This is a genomic window from Streptomyces griseochromogenes, assembly GCF_001542625.1.
Classification (GTDB): Bacteria; Actinomycetota; Actinomycetes; order Streptomycetales; family Streptomycetaceae; genus Streptomyces; species Streptomyces griseochromogenes.
In genome coordinates, this window is record NZ_CP016279.1 from 141421 (window position 1) to 161156 (window position 19736).

The following is a 19736-nucleotide window of genomic DNA, read 5'->3' on the forward strand; positions in this document are numbered from 1 at the left end:
CAGGGCATGACCGAAGTGACGCTGTTCTTCCGGGAGTTCGCCCGGGCCCGGCGTGAGACGGGTGCCATCGCGCCCAGCAGCCCCGCGCTGGCGAGCGCCCTGACCCGCTATGTGATCCCCAGTCCGGGCCGGGCGCGCACCCTGCTGGAGGTGGGACCGGGCACCGGCGCGGTCACCCGCCGGCTGCGCTCGGAGATGGGCCCCCTGGACACCCTCGACCTGGTCGAGGCCAACTCGCGCTTCGCCGCGCTCCTGCGGCGCAGATACGCCCACGACGCGCGGGTGCGGCTGCTGACGGGCCTGGTGCAGGAGCACCGACTGGGCTCTTACGACACGATCGTGTGCACCGTGCCCTTCGCCAACTTCGACGCGGCCACCGTCGAGGACATCTTCGGCCGGCTGCTCGGCGCGCTGCGGCCGGGCGGCACGCTCTCCTTCTTCGCCTACGCCAGGCTGCCCCTCCTGCACCTGGCCCTGGCCGGCGGCAAGGACCGGCTGCGCGCCCGGTCGGCCCGTACGGTCGTCGCGCGCACCCTCGAACGGCACCGCTTCCGCACCGAGACGGTCCTCGGCAATCTGCCCCCGGCCCGGGTGCACCACCTGGCACCGGTGGCCCCGGCGCTCGTCCGCAGCCCGTGAGGTCCGCCTTCGCGGGTGCCGCCGTACGGTTCGGGCGGTTACGCCGAGTGCGTCGTCGGGCCGGCCAGCCGGGAGGAGGCGTCCTCCTGGGCGATGCGGCGCAGGGCCGACATCGCGGCGTCGCCCAGCACCGTGCCCAGCACGACGCCCTCGACCTTCCCGTCCACCGTCGGGACCCGTGCCACGGTGGCCAGTTCGGCCTCGGCGAGCCGGCCCGCCGCCGCGGCGTACTCGTCGAGCAGCGCGAGCAGATCGTCCCGGTCCAGGTCCCGGTAGGTCACGATGAGCTGGACCAGCGCCGCCCAGCCCGGGTTCTCCGGCTTGACGGCCCAGCCGTGCCGGCCCACCAGGACGGCCGCGTCCCGCTCGGCCCGTTCGAGGTCCTCGGCGGTGCCGCGCTCGACCGCGGTGCGGCTGACCGCGGACTGGGCGATGCCGAGCATCCCGTGGACCGTGCGCTTCGGGGCGTCGACCTGGGCGAGCACCTCCCCGACCGTGGCCACGGACATGCCGCCGACCTCCAGCATCGCCCGGATCAGCTTGAGCCTGCGCACGTGCGAGTCGGCGTAGCTCACCTGGTTGGGGCTGGTGCGCTCGCCGGGCGGCAACAGGCCCTCGCGCGTGTAGTACTTGATGGTGGGGACCGGAACTCCCGTGCGCCGCGCCAGCTCTCCGATACGCATTCCATGAGGATACTGCCCTTTCCCGGTATCCGGTCCAGGCCTTGCGACAGGACCGGCAGGACCGCCGCCCGCAATGTCCGTCCCGGCGTTTGTCCCCGCTTTTATCGGGCTTGAATTCGGCCGCGACCGCGCATTCATGCCTGCCTGTCAGGCTCATTCGGCACCGACAACTCCTCTTGGTCAGCAGCCTTCGAGGGAACCCAGCCAAAGGAAGCAGCTATGACCACACACGTGGCCCCGGAGATTGCTTCGGAGCCCGCCGAGCTCAGTTACGCGCGCACGGTGGACCGCGCCCTGGTCCACCGCGCCGCGGTCTTCGAGGTCTTCGTGACCGATGTGCGGCAGCTGGCCGAGCGCCGGGTGCGCGCCGCCGTCCAACTCCCGCTGACCCACGGGTACTACAGCGACCATGTGCAGCGGCCCGCCGTGTACGACGCGCTGCTGCTGCTGGAGTCGGGACGGCAGGCCGCCATCGCCGGCTCGCACGCGTTCATGGGCCTGGCGCCGGGCACGATGATGATCGTCGACCGGTTCCGCTTCGCGCTGCACGGGCTCGACGGGCTGGGCATCGGCCCCGAACCGGGCCGCGTGCGGATCGACACCGACTACTCCGGGAAGATCAACAAGCGCGGCCGGGTCCGCACCGGCAAGGTGGTCCAGCGCTACTTCGACGGTGCCCGTGAGGTCGCCGAGCACGAGATGGACGTGCTCTTCCTCAACCAGCACGAGAACGAGGTGCTCCGGCACGCCCAGCGCGGCACCCCGGCCCCGCTCACCTCGGACTTCCGCGACCACCCCGCCGACGGCGACCCCGGGCAGGTCGAACCCGCCCGGGTCGGCCGCGGCAATGCGCTGAACGTCGTCCTCTCCCGGGCCGAGCGCACCGAGGAGGCCGTGACGGCCGAGGTCACGCCCTGGTTCGACAACCGCGCGCTGTTCGACCACGTCTACGACCACCTGCCGGCCATGACGCTGGTCGAGGCGGCCCGGCAGCTCGCGCTGCTGTCCACCGACCGCCCGCTGACCAGCTACGCCACCGGCTTCGAGGCGGTCTTCGCCCGCTTCGCCGAACTGGACGAGGCCGTCATCGCCGAGGCACCCGCGAACGCGCGCGGCGAGGTGCCGGTGCGCTTCCTGCAGGGCGGCAACGAGATCGCACGGGTGACGGTCACCGTCACCACGAAGGAGGCAACGTGAGCACGCGGCGCATCGCCGTCTGGACCGACTTCGGCGGCGTCCTGACCCCGCCGATCTCCCACACGATGGCCAGCTTCTGCAAGGCCCAGGGCCTCGACCCGCAGGCGCTCGGCCAGGCCCTGGAGAAGGTGACCGCCCGCTACGGCACCCGCGACGTCATGGAGCCCATCGACACCCCGCTGGTGTCGGAGGAGGAGTGGCTCGCCCAGATCTCCGAGGTGCTGGCCGCCGACCACGGCATCACCGGCAAGCGCCTGACCACGCTCGCGGACACCTGGTTCGACGGCCGGGAGACCAACCACGCCTGGGTCAGCGTGCTGCGGGGGGCCCGCGCCGCCGGCGCCTTCGTCGGAATGCTGTCCAACATGGTGCCGACCTGGGACGCGCACTGGCGCCGCATGGTCGACGCGGACGAGCTCTTCGACGACGTCCTGCTGTCGTTCGAGGCCGGCCGGCGCAAGCCCTCACCCGGCATGTTCGCGCTCGCCGCCGAACGGGCGGGCGCCGATCCCGCCGACTGCGTCCTCGTCGACGACCTCGCGCACAACTGCGCGGGCGCCGAGGCCGCCGGCTGGCAGGCGATCCACTTCACCGACACCACCGTGGCGGCCGAGCGCCTCGACGCGCTGCTCAGCGTCGCCGACGGACGAAGGAGTTGATCCGGTGACCGGGACCGTACCGATCAGGCGCGGGGGCCGCGGCAGTGCGGCCGTCGAGTGCGCCGGTGCCGGGCCCGCCGGGAGGCGGGCGATCGGCCTCACCTACACCACCGCTGCGGCCCAGCACCCGGATGTGCTGACCAACGGCGCAGAAACACAGGGGAGTTGAGCGATGAGCCGCACCGTACTCATCACCGGCGGGAACCGCGGCATCGGCCTCGCCACCGCCCGCGCCTTCGCCGCACAGGGCGACAAGGTCGCCGTCACCCACCGCACCGGCGAGCCGCCCGAGGGGCTGTTCGGCGTGCGGTGCGACGTGACCGATCCCGAGTCCGTGCGCCGGGCCGTGGAGCAGGTCCGCATCCAGCACGGCCCGATCGAGGTGCTGGTGTCCAACGCCGGCATCACCCGGGACCAGCTGCTGGTCGCGATGGAGGACACGGACTTCCGCGCCGTCGTGGAGACGAACCTGCTCTCCGCGGTGGGCGTGGTCAAGGAGGTCGTACCGGACATGATCAAGGCCCGCTGGGGCCGGGTCGTGCTGGTCTCCTCGGTCGGCGCGCTGGCCGGAGCGCCGGGCCAGACCAACTACGCGGCCTCCAAGGCCGGTCTGATCGGCTTCGGCCGTTCGCTCGCGCTGGAGGTCGGCCGGCGCAACATCACCGTCAACGTGGTCACGCCCGGCCTCATCGAGACCGACATGGTCAAGGACGTCACCGACGCCCGGCGCGACCACCTGCTGAGCCAGACCTCGCTGTTCAGGGCCGGCCGGCCCGAGGAGGTCGCGGGTGTCATCCGCTTCCTCGCGAGCGACGACGCCTCCTACGTCACCTCCGGCGTCATCCCGGTCACCGGCGGCCTCGGCGTGGGCCACTGACCGCCCCGACCCCTGCCACGAAAGGACACCTATGGCCAACCAGAAGGTGCTGGAGATCGCCCAGCAGATGGGCAAGATCTTCAACGACCTGGACGAGAAGGTCGCCCACGAGCTGGTCGCCCCCGACTTCGTCGACTACGAGGCCCCGCCCGGCACCCCCGGCGGCCCCGACGGCTACCTCGGCACCGCCCGCTGGATGAACTCGGTCTTCTCCGAGGCCAGCTGGGATCACATCTTCTCGTTCGCCGACGGCGACAAGGCCGTGATCCGGGTGCGCTTCACCGGCATCCACACCGGCGACTTCCTCGGCTTCGAGGGCACCGGCAACAAGGTCGACGTGGAGCACATCCACATCTACCGCGTCGGTGACGACGGTCTGGTCCACGAGCACTGGGCCTGCCGCCAGGACCTGTTCCTGCTGGCCCAGATCGGCGCCGTCGAACTGAAGCTGCCGCCGACCGGCACCCAGGCGTAACTCCCCTCGCGCAGGCCGCCGGACCCGCCCCCTCGGGTCCGGCGGCCTTGGCGCACCCCCGGACACATCCCCGGATCAGGAGGAACAGGCATGAAAGGCAAGGCGGTGGCGTGGGCGCTGGTCGCGACCTCGCTGCCCATGTTCATGGTGGCGGTGGACAATCTGGTGGTCACCAACGCGCTGGCGGTGATCGCCCGGGACCTCGACACCGGTCCGGCGGGGCTGCAGTGGGTGATGAGCGGGTACATCCTGGCGTTCGCCGGACTGCTGCTCGCGGGCGCCGCGCTCGGTGACCGGATCGGGCGGCGCCGGGTGTTCGTGGGCGGCACAGCCCTGTTCACGGTGGCCTCGGCGGCGTGCGCGCTCGCGGGCTCCCCGGGCGTGCTGATCGCCGCGCGGGCGGTGCAGGGCGTCGGCGGAGCGGCGATCCTGCCGGTCTCCCTCACCCTCGCGGTCGCCGCCGCGGGTGCCGAACGCCGGGCGCTGGCGGTCGGTGTGTGGGGCGGGGTCAACGGGCTCGGCATCGCGGCGGGACCACTGGTCGGCGGGCTGGTCACCGAGGGTCTGGACTGGCACTGGATCTTCTGGATCAATGTGCCCGTCGGCCTGGTGGCGGTGCCGCTCGCGCTGTGGGCGATCGGCGAGTCCACGGGGGAGCGGCGGCGGCTGGACGTGCCCGGCACCGTCCTGGTGACGGCGGCCGTGGTCGCCGCGGTCTGGGGCATCGTGCGGTTCGCGGAGGGCGGGCTCGCGGCCCTCGGCGGCGGTCTCGCCGTCTCGGCCGCCCTGCTGGCGGGCTTCGGGGCCTGGCAGCGGCGCACCCCCGACCCGCTGGTTCCGCCCCATCTCTACCGGGTGCGGCCGTTCATGCTGAGCAATGTGCTCGCCCTCGCCATGTACTTCGGGGTGTTCGGGTCGATCTTCTTCCTGGCCCAGTTCCTGCAGACCACGATGGGCTACTCCCCCTTCGAGGCGGGGCTGCGCACCCTGCCGTGGACGGCGGCGCCCATGGTGGCCGTGCCCGTGGCCAGCGCTCTGGTCGACCGGATCGGCGGAGGGATCCTGCAGGCCGCCGGCTGCCTCCTGCAGTCCGGCGCTCTCGTCTGGCTGGCGCTGACCGCACGGCCCGGGGTCTCCTACGGCGCGATGGCGGCGGCCATGGTGGTCGCCGGCACCGGCATGGGCCTGGTGTTCGCCGCCAACCCCTCGACGGTGATCGGCTCGGTCGCCGAGCCGGAGCACAATCTCGCCTCCGGCGTGAACAACACGATCCGCGAGTTCGGCGGCGCGCTCGGCATCGCCGTGCTCACCGCCGTATACGTGCACGGCGGCCTCCGCAGCGCGGTGCTGACGGGGGCCGCCGTGGTCTTCGCGGGCGCGTTCGCGGGTTTCGCTATGGGGCGGGGGACAGCACGGCCCGGGTCCGGGCCAGCACCTTCCGGCCGGCACAGCGCACGGTCAGCTCCACCCGCACCGAGCCGTCTTCCCTGACCTCGCCCGCGGTGCCGTCGACGGCGATCTCCACGCCGTCGGCGGTGTCCGGGACGATCACCGGGCGGGAGAACCGGGTGCCGTACTCGACGACGGCGGCGCCCGGCCCCGCCCATTCGGTCAGCGCGGTCGCCGCGAGCCCCATGCTGAGCATGCCGTGCGCGATCACGCCGGGCAGGCCGACCGCCGAGGCGCGCGAGTCGGACCAGTGGATGGGGTTGTGGTCACCGGAGGCGGCGGCGTAGCGCACCAGGTCCTCACGGGTGATGCGGAAGGTACGGGTGGGCAGCTCGTCGCCGGGGCGGATCAACGGTTCTCCTCGGGGGTCGTGGCGCGGGAGACGAGGGTGGAGGTCGTCGTGCACACCAGCGCGCCGGTGTCCGCCTCGCACACCTGTCCGCGCAGGGTCAGCACGTCGTTGCCGTCGATCGTCTCGGCGGACAGCACCTCCACCGACACCGACAGCCGGTCGCCGGCCCGCAGCGCGCGCACCGCCTCGAAACGCTGGTCGCGGTGGAGCACCCGGGAGAAGTCGAAGCCGAGGTCCGGATCGTCGGCGACCTGCCGCTCGGCGCGCATGGCCAGCACGATCGGGAAGGTGGGCGGCGCGACGAGCCCGTCGCCCGGTACACCCCCCACCGCCGCGCTGAACTCCCGGATCTTCTCGCGGCCCACCTCGTAGGGCTCGCTCGGCGGATAGATGCGTCCCGCGCGGGACGTGTCGAAGGCGCCGGGCATGGGACCTCCCTGTCTCAGGTCCTGGCCTCGGCCAGGAAGTCGGCTGTGTGGACGACGACAGCGGCGCCCGCCGGATCGAGCGGGCGCCGCTGTCGTCGGCGGGGGCGTCAGCGGGGGCCGCGGACCACCAGGGCGGCGGCGTTGCCGTCCCAGCTGACGGAGGTGACCAGCGCGGTCACCGGGGTGGCGGGCGGCTTCGTCCGCCACAGGGCGAGGAGGGCGGCGAGCTGCATCGCACCGCTCGCGCTGTACGTCTCGCCGAGCACGTCGGCGACCCGTACCGGGCCCGGCAGCCCGCCGCCCAGCGCGGTCCGCACCCCGCGCTCCTCGATCCGCTCCAGACCGCGCTGGTGGACGGCGCCGAGGGAAACGACGTCCACCTCGTCCGGACGGACTCCACTGCGCCCTAGGGCCCGCCCGATGGCGTCGGCCAGCCCGTCGGCGTACTCCCGCGGGTCCGGCGAGAACCGGGTCTCGCACGCCAGGAGTTCGGCGAGCGCCTCCCGCCCGGGCCGCTCCCGCTGCACCGTGAACACCGCGGCGCCCTCCCCCAGCGCCGCGCCGTCGCGCAGGACGCCGGTGCGGTGCCAGGCCCAGGCCGCCGGAGCGCTCAGCTCCTCCACCCCGCCGACCAGCAGGCGCTCGGCGCGGCCCAGGGCGAGCGCGAGCCGGGCGTGCCGGAAGGCCAGCAGGGACGCGGTCTGGCCGCCGGCGACCGTGGCGTTGAGCCCGCGCAGCCCGTTGCGGATGGCGATCTGGCCCGCGGTGCTGTTCATCACCGTGTTCGGGAACCGCCCCGGGTTCACCAGGTAGGGCTTGTCCAGCGTGAGCGTGTCGTACAACAGCGTGCTGTGCGTGGAGACCGAACCGGTGTTGGTGGCCAGCACCACCCCCGTACGACCCCCCTCGGACCCGCCGTCCTGGGCGCCGGCGAGGACCTCCTTGGTGGAGATCAGGCCGAACGAGGTGAGCCGGTCCAGGTACTTGGTGCCCTTGCGGCCCAGGTGCTCCCTGACGTCCAGGTCCCGCACCGCGCGCACCGGGCGCGGCGGATAGGCCCCGGCGTCCTCGCCGACCGGCCCGTCCTCGGGCCCGCCGCGGCCGAGCAGGGCGTCGGCGAGCGGGGCGAGGCCGAGTCCGGCCGAGGAGACGACTCCGGCCGCGGTCACGTACAGCGGCTCGGCCACGGCCGCGGTGGTGGCGGTCACGACACCCTCCCCAGAATGGTGATGACGTTGTTGCCGCCGAACGCGAACCCGTGGTTCTGCACGATGCCGAGCCGGGCCGCCCGCCCGCTGCCGGGCACGCAGTCGACCCCTTCGCCCAGCTCCGGGTCGGCGTCGGTGACGTTCGCCGTGGGCGGCAGGAAGTCCTGCTCCAGCGCCTTGCAGCAGGCGATGGCGCCGAAGCCGGAGGCGGCGCCCATGGTGTGGCCCAGCATCGACTTGATGGAGCTGATCGGCGGGATCCGCTCGCCGAACACCGCGCGGGCGGCGGCGACTTCGGTGGCGTCGTTGGTGGGTGTGCCGGTGCCGTGGGCGCAGATGTAGTCGATCTGCGACGGCTCGACCCCGGCCGCCTCGTGCGCGGCCCGGATGCACGCGGCGATGCTCGTGGCGTCCGGGTGCACCATGTGGGAGGCGTCGCAGTTGGCGGCGTACCCGAGGATCTCCGCGTAGATGCGCGCCCCCCGGGTCGTCGCGTGCTCGTACGTCTCCAGCACCAGGACGGCGCCGCCCTCGCCGGTGACGATGCCGGAGCGGTCGGCCGCGAACGGCCGCGGCACGTCCTCGGCCATGGCGCCGAGTGCGTAGAACCCGGCGTGGGTCAGCCGGTTCACCGCGTCCGCGCCGCCCGCCAGCATCACCTCGGCCTCGCCGCTGCGGACCAGGTCGAAGGCGTAGCCGAGCGCGTAGTTGGAGGCGGAGCAGGCGGTCGGGATGGTCTGCGTCTCGCCGGTGAGCCGCAGTTCGGTGCTGACGGCGCTCGCGATCCGGGAGGCCGGGGTCTGCCCGGCCAGTTCCCCGTCGATCGTGTCGAGGCCGCCCGCCACCCACTGCGCGGCGAGGTCCTGGACGACCGCGGACTCGCCGCTGGTGGTGCCCATGATCGCGCCGGCCCGGGCCGCGTCCAGCTCGCCCTCGCCGATACCGGCGTCGGCGACGGCCAGCCGGGCGGCCGCGGCGGCCAGCAGACCGCTGCGGCCCCAGCGGGCCGGATCGAGCCGCTTGAGGTGGTCGGACGGTTCGAAGTCGAGCACCTGCCCGGCCTTGCGCCGGGGAAAGGCGCTCGCGTCGAAGCTCTCGATCGGCGTGGTGCCCACCTCGCCCGCCCGGATCGCCGCGGCGAACACATCGGCACCGATACCGACGGGCGACACCGCGCCGAGACCCGTGATGACGACGCGGCGCATTCCCGGATCAGCCATCGGCGCGCTCCTGGGCGTGCTGAACGACCGCGTCCACCAGCAGACGCAGATTCAGGAGTTCCGCGAGCTCGGTCTTCGGAATGGAGACGCCGAGCTCCTTCTCGATTCGGGAGACGACGGTGATGAGCGAGAGCGAGTCGCTGTCGTAGTCGTCGATGAAATGCCCGTTGTCGGTGAGCTCGCCGTCCTCCAGCTCCAGTTCCTCGTTCACGATCTGGCTGACCTGAGCGTGGTAGTCGACGGCCACGGACTGCTGGGTCATGGTGTTCCCTCTTCTCGTCGGCGGGACGGACGGAAAGGAACGTAAACAGTGGGGAGTTGCCCGAACAATGCCCCGAAAGTGGCAGAACTGGATTTCCTTTGCGCTTTTATTCGGGCTCGATCGCGTTTTCAAGAATGAATTCTAGGGTGGCTGCCGCAGAGTCGACGGAAGGTGGGGGAAAGCCGATATGAGCGGTCCGCGATTGGCACTGACGTTTCCCGGGCAGGGTGCGCAGGCGCCCGGCATGGGCCGCCCGTGGGCCGGGCGTCCCGGCTGGTTCCTGGCCGAGCGGGCGGCCGAGGTCACCGGGCGCGATGTGCCCGAGCTGCTGCTGCGCGCCGACGAGACCTGTCTGCGCCGCACCGACAACGCGCAGCTCGCCACGTTCGCGCTGGAGATGGTGATCCTGCACGAACTGCGCGAGGTGCTGCCGGCGGCCCGGCGCCCGCTGGTGTGCGCCGGCCACAGCCTCGGCGAGTACTCCGCGCTGGTGGCCTCCGGCATCCTGGCCTTCGACGCCGCGGTGCGCCTGGTCGCCGAGCGCGGAGCGGCGATGCGGGCGGCCTGCGCGGCCGAGCCCGGCACCATGGCGGTCGTCCTGGGCCTGCCCGCCGACGAGGTGGAGAAGGCGGCCGAGGCGGTGCGCGAGGAGGACGGCCAGGTCTGGGTGGCGAATGTGAACTCGCCCCAGCAGGCGGTCCTTTCGGGCACGGTGGAGGCCGTCGAGCGGTGCTCCGCGCTGCTCGCCGAGTCCGCGACCCGGATCGTCTCCATCCCGGTGGGCGGGGCGTTCCACACGCCCCTGATGGCCGCGGCCGCCACATCGTTCCGGACGACTCTGCTCGGCACCGGCTTCCGGGCCGGCAACGCCCCGGTCGTCGCCAACGTCGACGCCCGCCCGCACCGGGGCGGCGACGACTGGGCCGGGATCCTGGAGCGGCAGCTGACCGCTCCGGTGCGCTGGGCGGACGGGGTGCGCGCGATGGCCGACGACCTGTCCTGTGACCTGTTCGTGGAGATCGGCCCCGGCCGCACCCTGACGGGCCTGGCCCGCCGGATCAGCCCGCGCGTCTCCCGGCTGCGGGTGAGCGAGCCGGAACAGCTGCCGGCGGTGCCGGGCCCGGCGATGCGGAGCGTGGCATGAGCGGGCGGACTCCCGGCCCGGACGACGGGGTGTGGGACGCGGTCGTCATCGGCTCCGGCATCGGCGGGCTGGTGTGCGCCGCCTACCTCGCGGTCGGCGGCAGACGGGTGCTGGTCGCCGAGCAGGCGGCGGTCGCCGGCGGCAACAGCCATGTCTTCCGCAGGCGCCGCTCCTACGAGTTCGACGTGGGCGTCCACTACCTCGGTGACTGCGGCCCGGACGGGGTGCTGCCCGCGATCCTGGACGGACTCGGCCTGCGCGAGCGGATCACCTACCGGCCGATGGACCCGGACGGCTTCGACCGCGTCGAGATCCCCGGTGCCACCCTGGACGTACCGGCCGACTGGGCCGGCTACCGCAAGCGGCTCGCCGAACTGTGCCCCGGGGACGCGGCCGGCATCGACGCCTTCGTCGACGTGATCGCCGGGCTCGGCGGCGAGCGGCGCGAGGCGATCCTGGCCGCCGAGGACGTACCGCTCGCCGAACTCCCCCGGCGGGCCCCGCACTCGGTCGCCTGGGGCCGTCGTACCCTCGCGGAACTGTTCGAGCACTGCGGCCTGTCCGCCCGCGCCCGCACCCTGCTCGCCGCGCAGTCCCCCAACTACGGCATGGCCCCCGACGAGGGCACCGTGGCGCTGCACGCCACCCTGATCGACCACTACATGCGCGGCGCCTCCTACCCGCAGGGCGGCGGGCAGATGCTCGCCGCCGGGCTGCTGGAGGTGCTCGGGGCACACGGCGGAGAGCTGCGTACCGGGGCGCGGGTGCGCCGGATCCTGGTGGACGGCGGCCGCGCCCGGGGTGTGGAGTTCGCCGACGGCACCCGGGCCACCGCCCCGGTCGTCGTCTCCAACGCCGACTACCGGCGCACCATGCTCGACCTGGTCGGGGCCGAGCGGCTGCCGCGCCGGCTCGCCGCCAAGACCCGAGACGCCCGGATGGCCCTGCCCTGGGCCACGGTCTACGTCGCCCTGTCCGAGGACATCGGCCGGCACGCCAATGTGTGGTGGTACCGGCACGACGACATCGAGCGGTACTACCGCACGCTGCGCGAAGGCCCGGCCACGGACACCACCGACTTCCTGTTCGTCTCCTTCGCCTCGGGCAAGGATCCGGTGACGCACCGCATCTGCCCGCCCGGCCACTCCAACTTCCAGCTGATGACGCTGTGCCCGCCCGGCGCCGGACCCTGGGGCGTCGGCGCGGGCCCCGCGGACGGCGAGCGCTACCGCCGCAACCCGGACTACCTCGCCCGCAAGGCGCGGCTGACCGAGTCGGTGCTGGACGCGGCCGAGGAGGTGCTCGGCCCGTTCCGGGACAAGGTGACCCACGTGGAGACCGCGACCCCGCTCACCCAGGAGCGGTACACGCTCTCCACCGGGGGCACCCCCTTCGGCCTGGCCCGGTGGGGCGCCACCGGGGCGCGCCCGGACACCGCGACCCTCATCGAGGGCCTGCACATCGCCGGCGCCAACACCCGCTACGGCAACGGCATCACCGGTGCGGCCGTCAGCGGCATCGCCTGCGCGGGCCAGATCCTCGGCCGCCGTCTGATGCACGAGGTGCACACGGGCGCCGTCCTCGGCGATGCCTCGCTGCTGCCGGAGCGCGGCGCGCACTGGGATCCGCTGGAGGTGTCCTCGGGACGTCCGGGCCCGGCATGCGCCTGACCTTCCACGAGCGGCGCGAGGCCGTCCTCGGGGCGGCCGTGACCGAGTTCGCCAGGGGCGGCCTGCACGGCACCGCGATGGACCGCATCGCGGAGCGGGCGGGCATCTCCCAGCCGTACCTCTTCCGGCTGTTCCCCAACAAGCGGGCGCTGTTCGAGGCGGCCTTCGTACGGTCCTTCCGCCGCTCCGCCGAGCTGTACGCGCAGGCGGCCGGGGACCTGCGCGGCGAGGCCGCCCTCGACGCCATGGCCCGCGCCCGTGAACGCCTCCTGGACGAGGGCGGCTTCCCGCAGCTGCGGCTGCACGCGGTCACGGCGGTCCTGCCGGCCGGGGACCCGGGCCTCACCACGTGCGTGCGGCGGTGCTGGTCCGAGCTGAGGACGACGATCGAGGAGCGCACGGGAGCGGCACCCGAGCGGGTGAGGGCGTTCCTCGCGGAGGAGCTGCTGCTCGTCGTGGAGCGGACGCTGGGGTGAGACCCCCTCACCCGGGCGGGCCCCGCGGCAGGACAGCCGCGGGGCCGCGTGATCCGCTGGAGGCGTGCAGCTGCTGCCCGAGCCCGTCCGCCGCGTCGCCGCCTGGTGCGTCGTGCTGCTGCTCGTCGCCGGGGTCGGCTGGGTCGGGGTGCGGCTGTGCGCGGAGTTCCGTACCGCCGTCACCCCGGTGCTGCTCGCGCTGCTCGGGACCGCGTTGCTCGGCCCGCTGTACCGCAGTCTGGTGACGGCGGGCGTGCGGCGCTCGCTCGCGGCCGGGCTGACCTGTGTGGCCGTCGTGGCCGTCGTCGGCGGTGCCGTCTACATCGTCGTCGCCGCCCTGATCGACACCGGGGACCAGATCACCGCCTCGCTCCGGGACGCCGCCAAGTCCGTCGCCCGGCACTTCGGGGCCGCCGGAACCGGGCTCGACGACCTCGCCGCCAACGCGCGCACGCTGCTGAGCAGGTTCGGCGGGACCGCCGCGTCCAACGTCATCAGCGGGGTCAGCGTGGTCGGCGAGTCGATCGCGATGGCCGTGCTCGCGCTGCTGCTCGTCTTCTTCTTCCTGCGCGATTCCCACCGGGTGGTCGAGAGCCTGCGCGCCGCCGCCCCCGGCAACACCGCCGACACCCTGGAGGCCATGGCACGGCGAGCCTACGAGGCCGTCGAGGGGTTCATGCGCGGTACGACGCTCATCGCCCTCATCGACGCCACCTGCATCGGTCTCGGCCTGCTGATCCTCAGGGTGCCCGGCGCGGTCGGCCTCGCCGCCCTCGTCTTCGTCACCGCCTACATCCCCTACCTCGGCGCCTTCCTGTCCGGCGCGGTGTCCGTGCTGGTCGCCCTCGCCGACCGAGGTTTCGTCATCGCGCTGTGGGCGCTCGGGGTGGTGCTGGCCGTACAGGTGCTGGAGGGGCATGTGCTGCAGCCGGCCATCCAGAGCCGGACGGTGCAGATGCATCCCGCGGTGGTGATGCTGACGATCACCGCCGGGGCGTCCGTCGCGGGCATCCTCGGCATGCTGCTCGCCGTACCGCTGACCGCCGCCGCCTTCGCCGTCGTCCACGAACTGCGGGTGCGCCACGGGGCACCCGCGCCGTCGGACTCATAGCCCGCTCTCCGCCCCCCTTTTCGGCCCCCCTTTTCGCCCCCCTTCCGCCCCCTTTCACGCTCGTCTCGCACTCATCTCGCGCTACGGTCCGGCGCGGGTCCCGTCGCACTCGTAGAGCTCGAACCAGATGCTCTTGCCCTCGCCCCGTGGCTGCACCCCCCACTCGTCCGCGAGCAGCTCGATCAGCACCAGGCCGCGGCCGGAGGAGGCCAGCTCACCGGGGCGGCGCTTGTGCGGGAACTCGTCGCCCGCGTCCGTGACCTCCACCCGCAGCAGACGTCCGCCCGGCTCCCCGGTGACCTCGGCGAGCAGCAGCGCGTCGGCGTCGGTGTGGACGAGGACATTGGTGACCATCTCCGAGACCAGCAGCACCGCCGCGTCCACCTGCTCGGCGCCGGCCCAGTCGTGCAGCAGCTCGCGCAGGTGCCGGCGGGCCTCGGCGATCCGCTCGGGCTCGTCCTGCGCGACCGACAGCAGGGTGCGCCGCACCCGCGGCCGTACCGTCACGGTGCCGCCGGGGCCGCGCTCCTCCCCGGACCGGAACAGCAGCAGGACCGCCATGTCGTCCTCGCGGCGGTCGGCCAGCGGGCCGGTGGTGTGGTGCGAGGACGGCCCGTGCACGCCCTGCACCAGCGCGTCGGCCAGCATCTCCAGGCCGCGCCCGGGATCGGGATCGGCCGCGCGGGCGTCGAAGCCCTCCAGGATCCCGCGCAGGCGCCGCCAGCCGCTCTCCCTGTCGTGGCCGCCGGTCTCGAGCAGGCCGTCGGTGCACAGCACCATGGTCTCGCCGGGCTCCAGCGCGAACCGGGCCGTCGGATAGTCGGCGTCCGGGTCGACGCCCAGCGGCAGCCCGCCCGCGACCGGCCGCGTCAGCACCGTCCCGTCGGCCATGCGGATCGCCGGGTCCGGGTGTCCGGCGCGGGCGATCTCCAGCAGTCCGGTCGCCGGATCCGCCTCCGCGTACAGACAGGTCGCGAAGCGCAGGTCGCTCAGGTGCTCGTCGTGGGTGACGCCGTGCAGGAAGCGGGAGGCCCGGGAGAGCACGGCGTCCGGGCGGTGGCCCTCGCAGGCGTAGGCGCGCAGCGCGATGCGGAGCTGGCCCATCAGGCCCGCCGCGCGTGCGTCGTGACCCTGGACGTCCCCGATGACCAGCGCGAATCTGCCTCCCCCTGACTCCGTCCTGGAGGTGCCCCCGGGCAGCGGTATCAGGTCGTACCAGTCCCCGCCGGTCTGCGGCCCGCCGCCGGTCGGGACGTAGCGGGCGGCCACCCTCATCCCGGGGATCTCCGGGATGGGCGAGGGCGGCATGGAGTGCTGCGGGCCCTCCGCCGGCTCCCGCTGGGAGCCTGCGGCGCCGGCCCGGGACAGGGCCTGGGCGAGCATCCGGGCGACCGTCGTCAGGACCGCGCGTTCGTCGGGGGTGAAGGCCACGGGATGGGTGAAGGCCGCCATCCAGGCGCCCAGCGTGCGCCCGGCCGCCGTCAGCGGCAGGAACGCCCAGGAACGGCGGCCGAAGCGCTCGGCCAGCGGCCAGGTGACCGGGTAGCGGGATTTGTACCCCTCCGGGGAGGAGAGATAGACCGCCTGGCCGGTGCGGACGACCTCGGCGGCCGGATAGTCCGTGGTCAGCGGCATGTGGGAGAAGGGGCCGTCGTCTCCGGGCTGGTGCCCGTGGTGGCCGATGATCGTCAGCCGGTCGCCCCTGACGCCGAACACCGCGAGCCCGTCCGGAGAGAACCCGGGCATGGACAGCCCGGCGGCGACCCGCAGCACCTCCGCGGTCGACCGCGCCTGCGCCAGCGCCCGGCCCGCGTCCAGCAGGAACGCCTCCCGGGAGCGCCGCCAGTCCCCGGTGACCGCGCCGCGGGCCGCCACTGTGTGCGGCGTCGGCTCGGCGATCTCCTGGAGGGTGCCGGTCAGGTCGTACGACTGCCGCTCGGGGTCGTAGGACGGCTTCGAGCGGCTGCGTACGACCCGTACGACGCGCCCCTGCTCGTCCATGATCCGTATGCGCACCTCGGCGAGCGTGCCCTGGGCGACCGCGAGCCGGACGACCCCGGTGATCTCGTTCCAGTCGACCGGATGAATACGGGCGCGGGTCTGTTCCTGGGTGAGGGTGGCCGGCTCGGCGGGCAGCCCGAGCAGACGCGCCGCCTCCGCGTCGACACCGACCAGGCCGGTGGCCGTGTCCCAGTGCCAAAGCCCGGTCGCGAGGGCGGAGAGGACGTCACCCACGGACGGCGGGGGCTCGCCTGTGCGCATTGCCCCAATTTAGGAAGAGCTTTGCGATAAGTGCCATTGTAAGAACGTCCGATTGGCGCGCATCACTTTTGGAGGTGCCACCGAGAGCCGGCGGAGGAAATGGTGGGGAGCCGATCTTGGCCTGCCCGGTACCCTTGATGGGTCCGGGCCCCGTGCCCGGCCCCCGCCGAGGCGGCAGCCCCGGCACTCATCACCCCACCACGAAGGACGATGAACGACGATGCATCGGTACAGGTCCCACACCTGCGGCCAGCTCCGCGCCTCTGACGTCGGCACCGACGTCCGGCTGAGTGGCTGGCTGCACAATCGGCGCGACCTGGGCGGCATCCTCTTCATCGATCTGCGCGACCACTACGGCATCACGCAGCTGGTGGCCCGTCCCGGCACGCCCGCCTACGAGGCCCTGGACAAGATCTCCAAGGAGTCCTCGGTCCGCGTCGACGGCCAGGTTGTTTCACGTGGAACCGAGAACGTGAACCCCGACCTGCCCACGGGTGAGATCGAGGTCGAGGTGAGCGAGGTCGAGCTGCTGGGCGCCGCCGCCCCGCTGCCCTTCACCATCAACGCCGAGGACGGGGTCAACGAGGAGCGGCGTCTGGAGTACCGCTTCCTGGACCTGCGCCGCGAGCGCATGCACCGCAACATCATGCTGCGCACGGCCGTGATCTCCGCGATCCGCCACAAGATGGTGGCGATGGGCTTCAACGAGATGGCGACGCCGATCCTGTCCGCCACCTCCCCGGAGGGCGCCCGCGACTACGTGGTCCCCTCCCGTGTGCACCCGGGCAAGTTCTACGCACTGCCGCAGGCCCCGCAGCAGTTCAAGCAGCTGCTGATGATCTCCGGCTTCGACCGCTACTTCCAGATCGCGCCCTGCTTCCGCGACGAGGACGCCCGCGCGGACCGCTCGCCGGGCGAGTTCTACCAGCTCGACGTGGAGATGTCCTTCGTCGAGCAGGAGGACGTCTTCCAGCCGATCGAGAAGCTCATGACGGAGCTCTTCGAGGAGTTCGGCGGCGGCCGCCACGTCACCTCCCCCTTCCCCCGCATCCCGTTCCGCGAGGCGATGCTCAAGTACGGCTCCGACAAGCCGGACCTGCGCGCCAAGCTGGAACTGGTGGACATCACCGATGTCTTCGAGGGCTCGGAGTTCAAGGCGTTCGCGGGCAAGCACGTGCGTGCCCTGCCGGTGCCGGACGTCTCCGCGCAGCCCCGCAAGTTCTTCGACCAGCTCGGTGACTACGCCGTCGAGCAGGGCGCCAAGGGCCTGGCCTGGGTGCGGGTGGCCGAGGACGGCTCGCTCTCCGGCCCGATCGCCAAGTTCCTGACCGAGGCGAACGTCGCCGAGCTGACCAAGCGTCTCTCCCTGGCCCCCGGCCACGCCGTCTTCTTCGGCGCGGGCGAGTTCGACGAGGTCTCGAAGATCATGGGCGCGGTCCGGGTGGAGGCCGCCAAGCGCGCCGGCCACTTCGAGGAGGGCGTCTTCCGCTTCTGCTGGATCGTCGACTTCCCGATGTACGAGAAGGACGAGGAGACCGGCGGGATCGACTTCTCCCACAACCCCTTCTCGATGCCGCAGGGCGGCCTGGAGGCCCTGGAGACCCAGGACCCGCTGGACATCCTCGGCTGGCAGTACGACATCGTCTGCAACGGCGTCGAGCTGTCCTCCGGCGCGATCCGGAACCACGAGCCGGAGATCATGCTCAAGGCCTTCGAGATCGCGGGCTACGACCGTGACACCGTCGAGGAGAAGTTCGCGGGCATGCTGCGCGCGTTCCGCTTCGGTGCCCCGCCGCACGGCGGCATCGCCCCGGGCGTGGACCGCATCGTCATGCTCCTCGCGGACGAGCCCAACATCCGCGAGACGATCGCCTTCCCGCTCAACGGCAACGCCCAGGACCTGATGATGGGCGCGCCCACCGAGCTGGACGAGACCCGCCTGCGGGAGTTGCACCTGTCCATCCGGAAGCCGCAGCCGAAGTAGGACGACAGTTCGGCCGGAAGGGCTCGAAACCGCCGCCGGTTTCGAGCCCTTCCGCTTGCCCGCCTCGCATCCCGCTCGCGCTCACGCTCAAGGCGGCGGTGGTGGCGGACACCAGGAGCCCGCACCTGCCACGGCTGCTCGGATTCAGTCGTCACCATCCTGTTCGTTCTCCGTGTCCAGGGACGCGCCGTCCTCCAGCAGCCGTTCGGCGATGTCGTCGGACCACCGCTGGGCCCAGGCGCGCAGGGTGGTGACCTCCTCCTCCGTCAGGCCGTACCGCAGGAAGTCCACGTCGGCGTAGAAGTCCGTGCCGGTCAGCCGAGACTGCAGGGTGGGCAGATCGAAGGGGTCGTGGGCGTGCCTGCGGCCCAGTTCCTCCAGGTCGGGCAGGGAGAACCGGGCCGCGGCGGCCCGCGCGTCGATCAGGTCGACGGCCGCGCCCCGGTCGTACAGGGCGCGGATCTTCGTACCGACGGCGTCTTCGAGGGAGAGGGCCGGGCCGTACTCGGTCAGCTCCGGCGGCTGCCAGAAGGCCTCCTTGTGCAACGCCAGTGCGCATGCCTCGCCGGTCGGCGGGTCGCTGACCGTCAGCTGGGCGGTGAGAGCGGTGACGGCGGCGGCCCGCACCTGCCGCCCCCGCGCCTCCAGGGCGGCACCGACGGCACCGGCGATCCGCTCCATGGGCTCGGGACTCTCGGTCGCGAAGTCGAGGTTGCCGTGCGGGCGTTGCGGCAGGCCGTGTGCCTGGAGGGCGTAACCGCCGGCGAGGACCAGGGCGAAAGGGCTGCCGACGGACACGACGTCCGCGAAGAGTCGCTGATGGGGTTCGGGAATGTTCACGGGAAGATTTTTTCCGGCTTCCTGTCACATGCGCGCGACGACGCGTGTCAGAGGGGTGTTCGCAGCTCAGCCGACCGCTCGATGGGAGCCCCTCATGCGTACCGCCCACATCGTCGTCACCCTTCTCGCCGCCCTCATGGCCGGGTTCTCCGGGACCGTGCTGCTCATGCGGGCCGAGTGGATCGTGAAGGCGCTCACCGACTACTCGGTGCCGCGCGCCTGGTGGACCCCGCTCGGGGCGGCCAAGGCCGCCGGGGCCGTCGGGCTGGTGGCCGGGCTGTTCGTGCCGGTCATCGGGGTGCTGGCCGGGATCGGGCTGGTGGTCTACTTCGTGGGCGCCGCCGTCACCGTGGCCCGGGCGCGGTGGTACTCGCACATTCCGTTCCCGCTCGTCTACGCCGTGCCGGTGGTCGGTGCCCTGGTGCTCGGGGCCATGGTCTAGGCGGAAGAAATCGTGTTCGTGCGGCAACTTCCGTGGGAGCGGGTTCGGCCGCCGAGTCGGTGCACAGCGGCCGGGCCTCATCCTCCCCAAAGACGATCCCGGTGGATGAGGTCCGGCAATGTGAGTCAACTAATCGATGATCACGTCGAAGAAGATCACGGCCGTCACGAAGGCCCCGGCGGCTTTCAGCCCCGCCCGGGCCATATCGTCACCCGCTGCGATGCTGAGCAGGCCTGTTCCCGTCGCGGCGAGCAGTCCCAGCATCAAGATCACGGCAGACCTGAGTCCCAGCAGAGGGTCCCGGTCCCGATTTTGACTCACGTTCACTCCTGATCGTCTGTGGCCTTTGACCGATCTT

22 protein-coding genes are annotated in these 19736 nt (G+C 72.5%); 13 read left to right on the plus strand and 9 right to left on the minus strand.

Annotated features, from left to right (window positions below; genetic code table 11):
- Positions 1 to 6: 6 nt before the first annotated feature.
- Complete coding sequence (locus AVL59_RS00685) at positions 7 to 639, plus strand: class I SAM-dependent methyltransferase (protein WP_067299267.1); 633 nt, start codon at positions 7 to 9, stop codon at positions 637 to 639.
- 38 nt (positions 640 to 677) lie between these two features.
- Here the strand turns inward: AVL59_RS00685 and AVL59_RS00690 are convergent, their stop codons facing one another.
- The gene (locus tag AVL59_RS00690) at positions 678 to 1322 is read right to left on the minus strand and encodes a MerR family transcriptional regulator (protein ID WP_067299268.1); all 645 of its coding nucleotides are present in this window, start codon (positions 1320 to 1322) and stop codon (positions 678 to 680) included.
- 219 nt (positions 1323 to 1541) lie between these two features.
- On the opposite strand from AVL59_RS00690, the gene AVL59_RS00695 reads away from it, so the two are divergent.
- The 6 genes from AVL59_RS00695 to AVL59_RS00715 all read left to right on the plus strand — a co-directional run bounded on the left by AVL59_RS00695 (position 1542) and on the right by AVL59_RS00715 (position 6021).
- Positions 1542 to 2519, plus strand: coding sequence for an AfsA-related hotdog domain-containing protein (locus AVL59_RS00695; protein ID WP_067299269.1), 978 nt, complete (start codon positions 1542 to 1544; stop codon positions 2517 to 2519).
- Positions 2516 to 3178, plus strand: a complete 663-nt coding sequence (locus tag AVL59_RS00700; protein ID WP_067299270.1) for an HAD-IA family hydrolase — start codon at positions 2516 to 2518, stop codon at positions 3176 to 3178. Before AVL59_RS00695 ends, AVL59_RS00700 begins: the two co-directional genes overlap by 4 nt.
- A gap of 4 nt (positions 3179 to 3182) precedes the next feature.
- Entirely contained in the window at positions 3183 to 3347 is a 165-nt protein-coding gene (locus tag AVL59_RS51940) for a hypothetical protein (RefSeq protein WP_159399843.1), read from the plus strand.
- Between the two features lie 3 nt (positions 3348 to 3350).
- A complete protein-coding gene (gene fabG, locus AVL59_RS00705; protein ID WP_067299271.1) occupies positions 3351 to 4055 on the plus strand; it encodes a 3-oxoacyl-ACP reductase FabG in 705 nt (234 codons plus the stop codon).
- A 31-nt stretch (positions 4056 to 4086) separates the two neighbouring features.
- Positions 4087 to 4530: an ester cyclase gene (locus AVL59_RS00710; protein ID WP_067299272.1), complete on the plus strand. Its 444-nt coding sequence runs from the start codon at positions 4087 to 4089 to the stop codon at positions 4528 to 4530.
- Positions 4531 to 4620: 90 nt separating this feature from the next.
- Positions 4621 to 6021, plus strand: coding sequence for an MFS transporter (locus AVL59_RS00715; protein WP_067299273.1), 1401 nt, complete (start codon positions 4621 to 4623; stop codon positions 6019 to 6021).
- Here AVL59_RS00715 and AVL59_RS47290 read toward each other — a convergent pair.
- The 5 genes from AVL59_RS47290 to AVL59_RS00740 form a co-directional block, all read right to left on the minus strand.
- The gene (locus AVL59_RS47290; RefSeq protein ID WP_208870281.1) at positions 5924 to 6331 is read right to left on the minus strand and encodes a MaoC family dehydratase; all 408 of its coding nucleotides are present in this window, start codon (positions 6329 to 6331) and stop codon (positions 5924 to 5926) included. The genes AVL59_RS00715 and AVL59_RS47290 overlap by 98 nt on opposite strands.
- Positions 6328 to 6759, minus strand: a complete 432-nt coding sequence (locus AVL59_RS00725; RefSeq protein WP_067299275.1) for an FAS1-like dehydratase domain-containing protein — start codon at positions 6757 to 6759, stop codon at positions 6328 to 6330. Before AVL59_RS00725 ends, AVL59_RS47290 begins: the two co-directional genes overlap by 4 nt.
- 107 nt (positions 6760 to 6866) lie before the next feature.
- Positions 6867 to 7967, minus strand: coding sequence for a beta-ketoacyl synthase N-terminal-like domain-containing protein (locus tag AVL59_RS00730; protein WP_067299276.1), 1101 nt, complete (start codon positions 7965 to 7967; stop codon positions 6867 to 6869).
- Positions 7964 to 9187 carry a beta-ketoacyl-[acyl-carrier-protein] synthase family protein gene (locus AVL59_RS00735; RefSeq protein ID WP_208870282.1) on the minus strand — a complete coding sequence of 408 codons (1224 nt, stop codon included), beginning with the start codon at positions 9185 to 9187 and terminating at the stop codon, positions 7964 to 7966. Before AVL59_RS00735 ends, AVL59_RS00730 begins: the two co-directional genes overlap by 4 nt.
- Positions 9180 to 9449: an acyl carrier protein gene (locus tag AVL59_RS00740; protein ID WP_067299278.1), complete on the minus strand. Its 270-nt coding sequence runs from the start codon at positions 9447 to 9449 to the stop codon at positions 9180 to 9182. Before AVL59_RS00740 ends, AVL59_RS00735 begins: the two co-directional genes overlap by 8 nt.
- A gap of 187 nt (positions 9450 to 9636) precedes the next feature.
- On the opposite strand from AVL59_RS00740, the gene AVL59_RS00745 reads away from it, so the two are divergent.
- The 4 genes from AVL59_RS00745 (at position 9637) to AVL59_RS00760 (ending at position 13850) form a co-directional block, all read left to right on the plus strand.
- On the plus strand, positions 9637 to 10593 hold the full coding sequence (locus AVL59_RS00745) for an ACP S-malonyltransferase (RefSeq protein WP_067299279.1): 957 nt from the start codon (positions 9637 to 9639) through the stop codon (positions 10591 to 10593).
- Positions 10590 to 12263, plus strand: coding sequence for a phytoene desaturase family protein (locus tag AVL59_RS00750; RefSeq protein ID WP_067299280.1), 1674 nt, complete (start codon positions 10590 to 10592; stop codon positions 12261 to 12263). Before AVL59_RS00745 ends, AVL59_RS00750 begins: the two co-directional genes overlap by 4 nt.
- Complete coding sequence (locus AVL59_RS53115) at positions 12254 to 12739, plus strand: TetR/AcrR family transcriptional regulator (protein WP_067299281.1); 486 nt, start codon at positions 12254 to 12256, stop codon at positions 12737 to 12739. The genes AVL59_RS00750 and AVL59_RS53115 overlap by 10 nt, the downstream gene beginning before the upstream one ends.
- A 64-nt stretch (positions 12740 to 12803) precedes the next feature.
- Positions 12804 to 13850 (plus strand): AI-2E family transporter, encoded by a 1047-nt coding sequence (locus tag AVL59_RS00760; protein ID WP_067299282.1) that lies wholly within the window; start codon positions 12804 to 12806, stop codon positions 13848 to 13850.
- 81 nt (positions 13851 to 13931) lie between these two features.
- On the opposite strand, the gene AVL59_RS00765 is transcribed toward AVL59_RS00760, so the two are convergent.
- Positions 13932 to 16112, minus strand: coding sequence for a SpoIIE family protein phosphatase (locus AVL59_RS00765; protein ID WP_067299283.1), 2181 nt, complete (start codon positions 16110 to 16112; stop codon positions 13932 to 13934).
- Positions 16113 to 16332: 220 nt separating this feature from the next.
- Here AVL59_RS00765 and aspS point away from each other — a divergent pair, with 220 nt between their 5' ends.
- On the plus strand, positions 16333 to 18096 hold the full coding sequence (gene aspS, locus AVL59_RS00770) for an aspartate--tRNA ligase (RefSeq protein ID WP_067299284.1): 1764 nt from the start codon (positions 16333 to 16335) through the stop codon (positions 18094 to 18096).
- 144 nt (positions 18097 to 18240) lie between these two features.
- On the opposite strand, the gene AVL59_RS00775 is transcribed toward aspS, so the two are convergent.
- The gene (locus AVL59_RS00775; RefSeq protein WP_067299285.1) at positions 18241 to 18936 is read right to left on the minus strand and encodes a hypothetical protein; all 696 of its coding nucleotides are present in this window, start codon (positions 18934 to 18936) and stop codon (positions 18241 to 18243) included.
- A 94-nt stretch (positions 18937 to 19030) separates the two neighbouring features.
- On the opposite strand from AVL59_RS00775, the gene AVL59_RS00780 reads away from it, so the two are divergent.
- Complete coding sequence (locus AVL59_RS00780; RefSeq protein WP_067299286.1) at positions 19031 to 19378, plus strand: DoxX family protein; 348 nt, start codon at positions 19031 to 19033, stop codon at positions 19376 to 19378.
- A gap of 129 nt (positions 19379 to 19507) precedes the next feature.
- Here AVL59_RS00780 and AVL59_RS55485 read toward each other — a convergent pair whose 3' ends face one another.
- Positions 19508 to 19642, minus strand: a complete 135-nt coding sequence (locus tag AVL59_RS55485) for a hypothetical protein (RefSeq protein ID WP_257785073.1) — start codon at positions 19640 to 19642, stop codon at positions 19508 to 19510.
- Between the last annotated feature and the right edge of the window lie 94 nt (positions 19643 to 19736).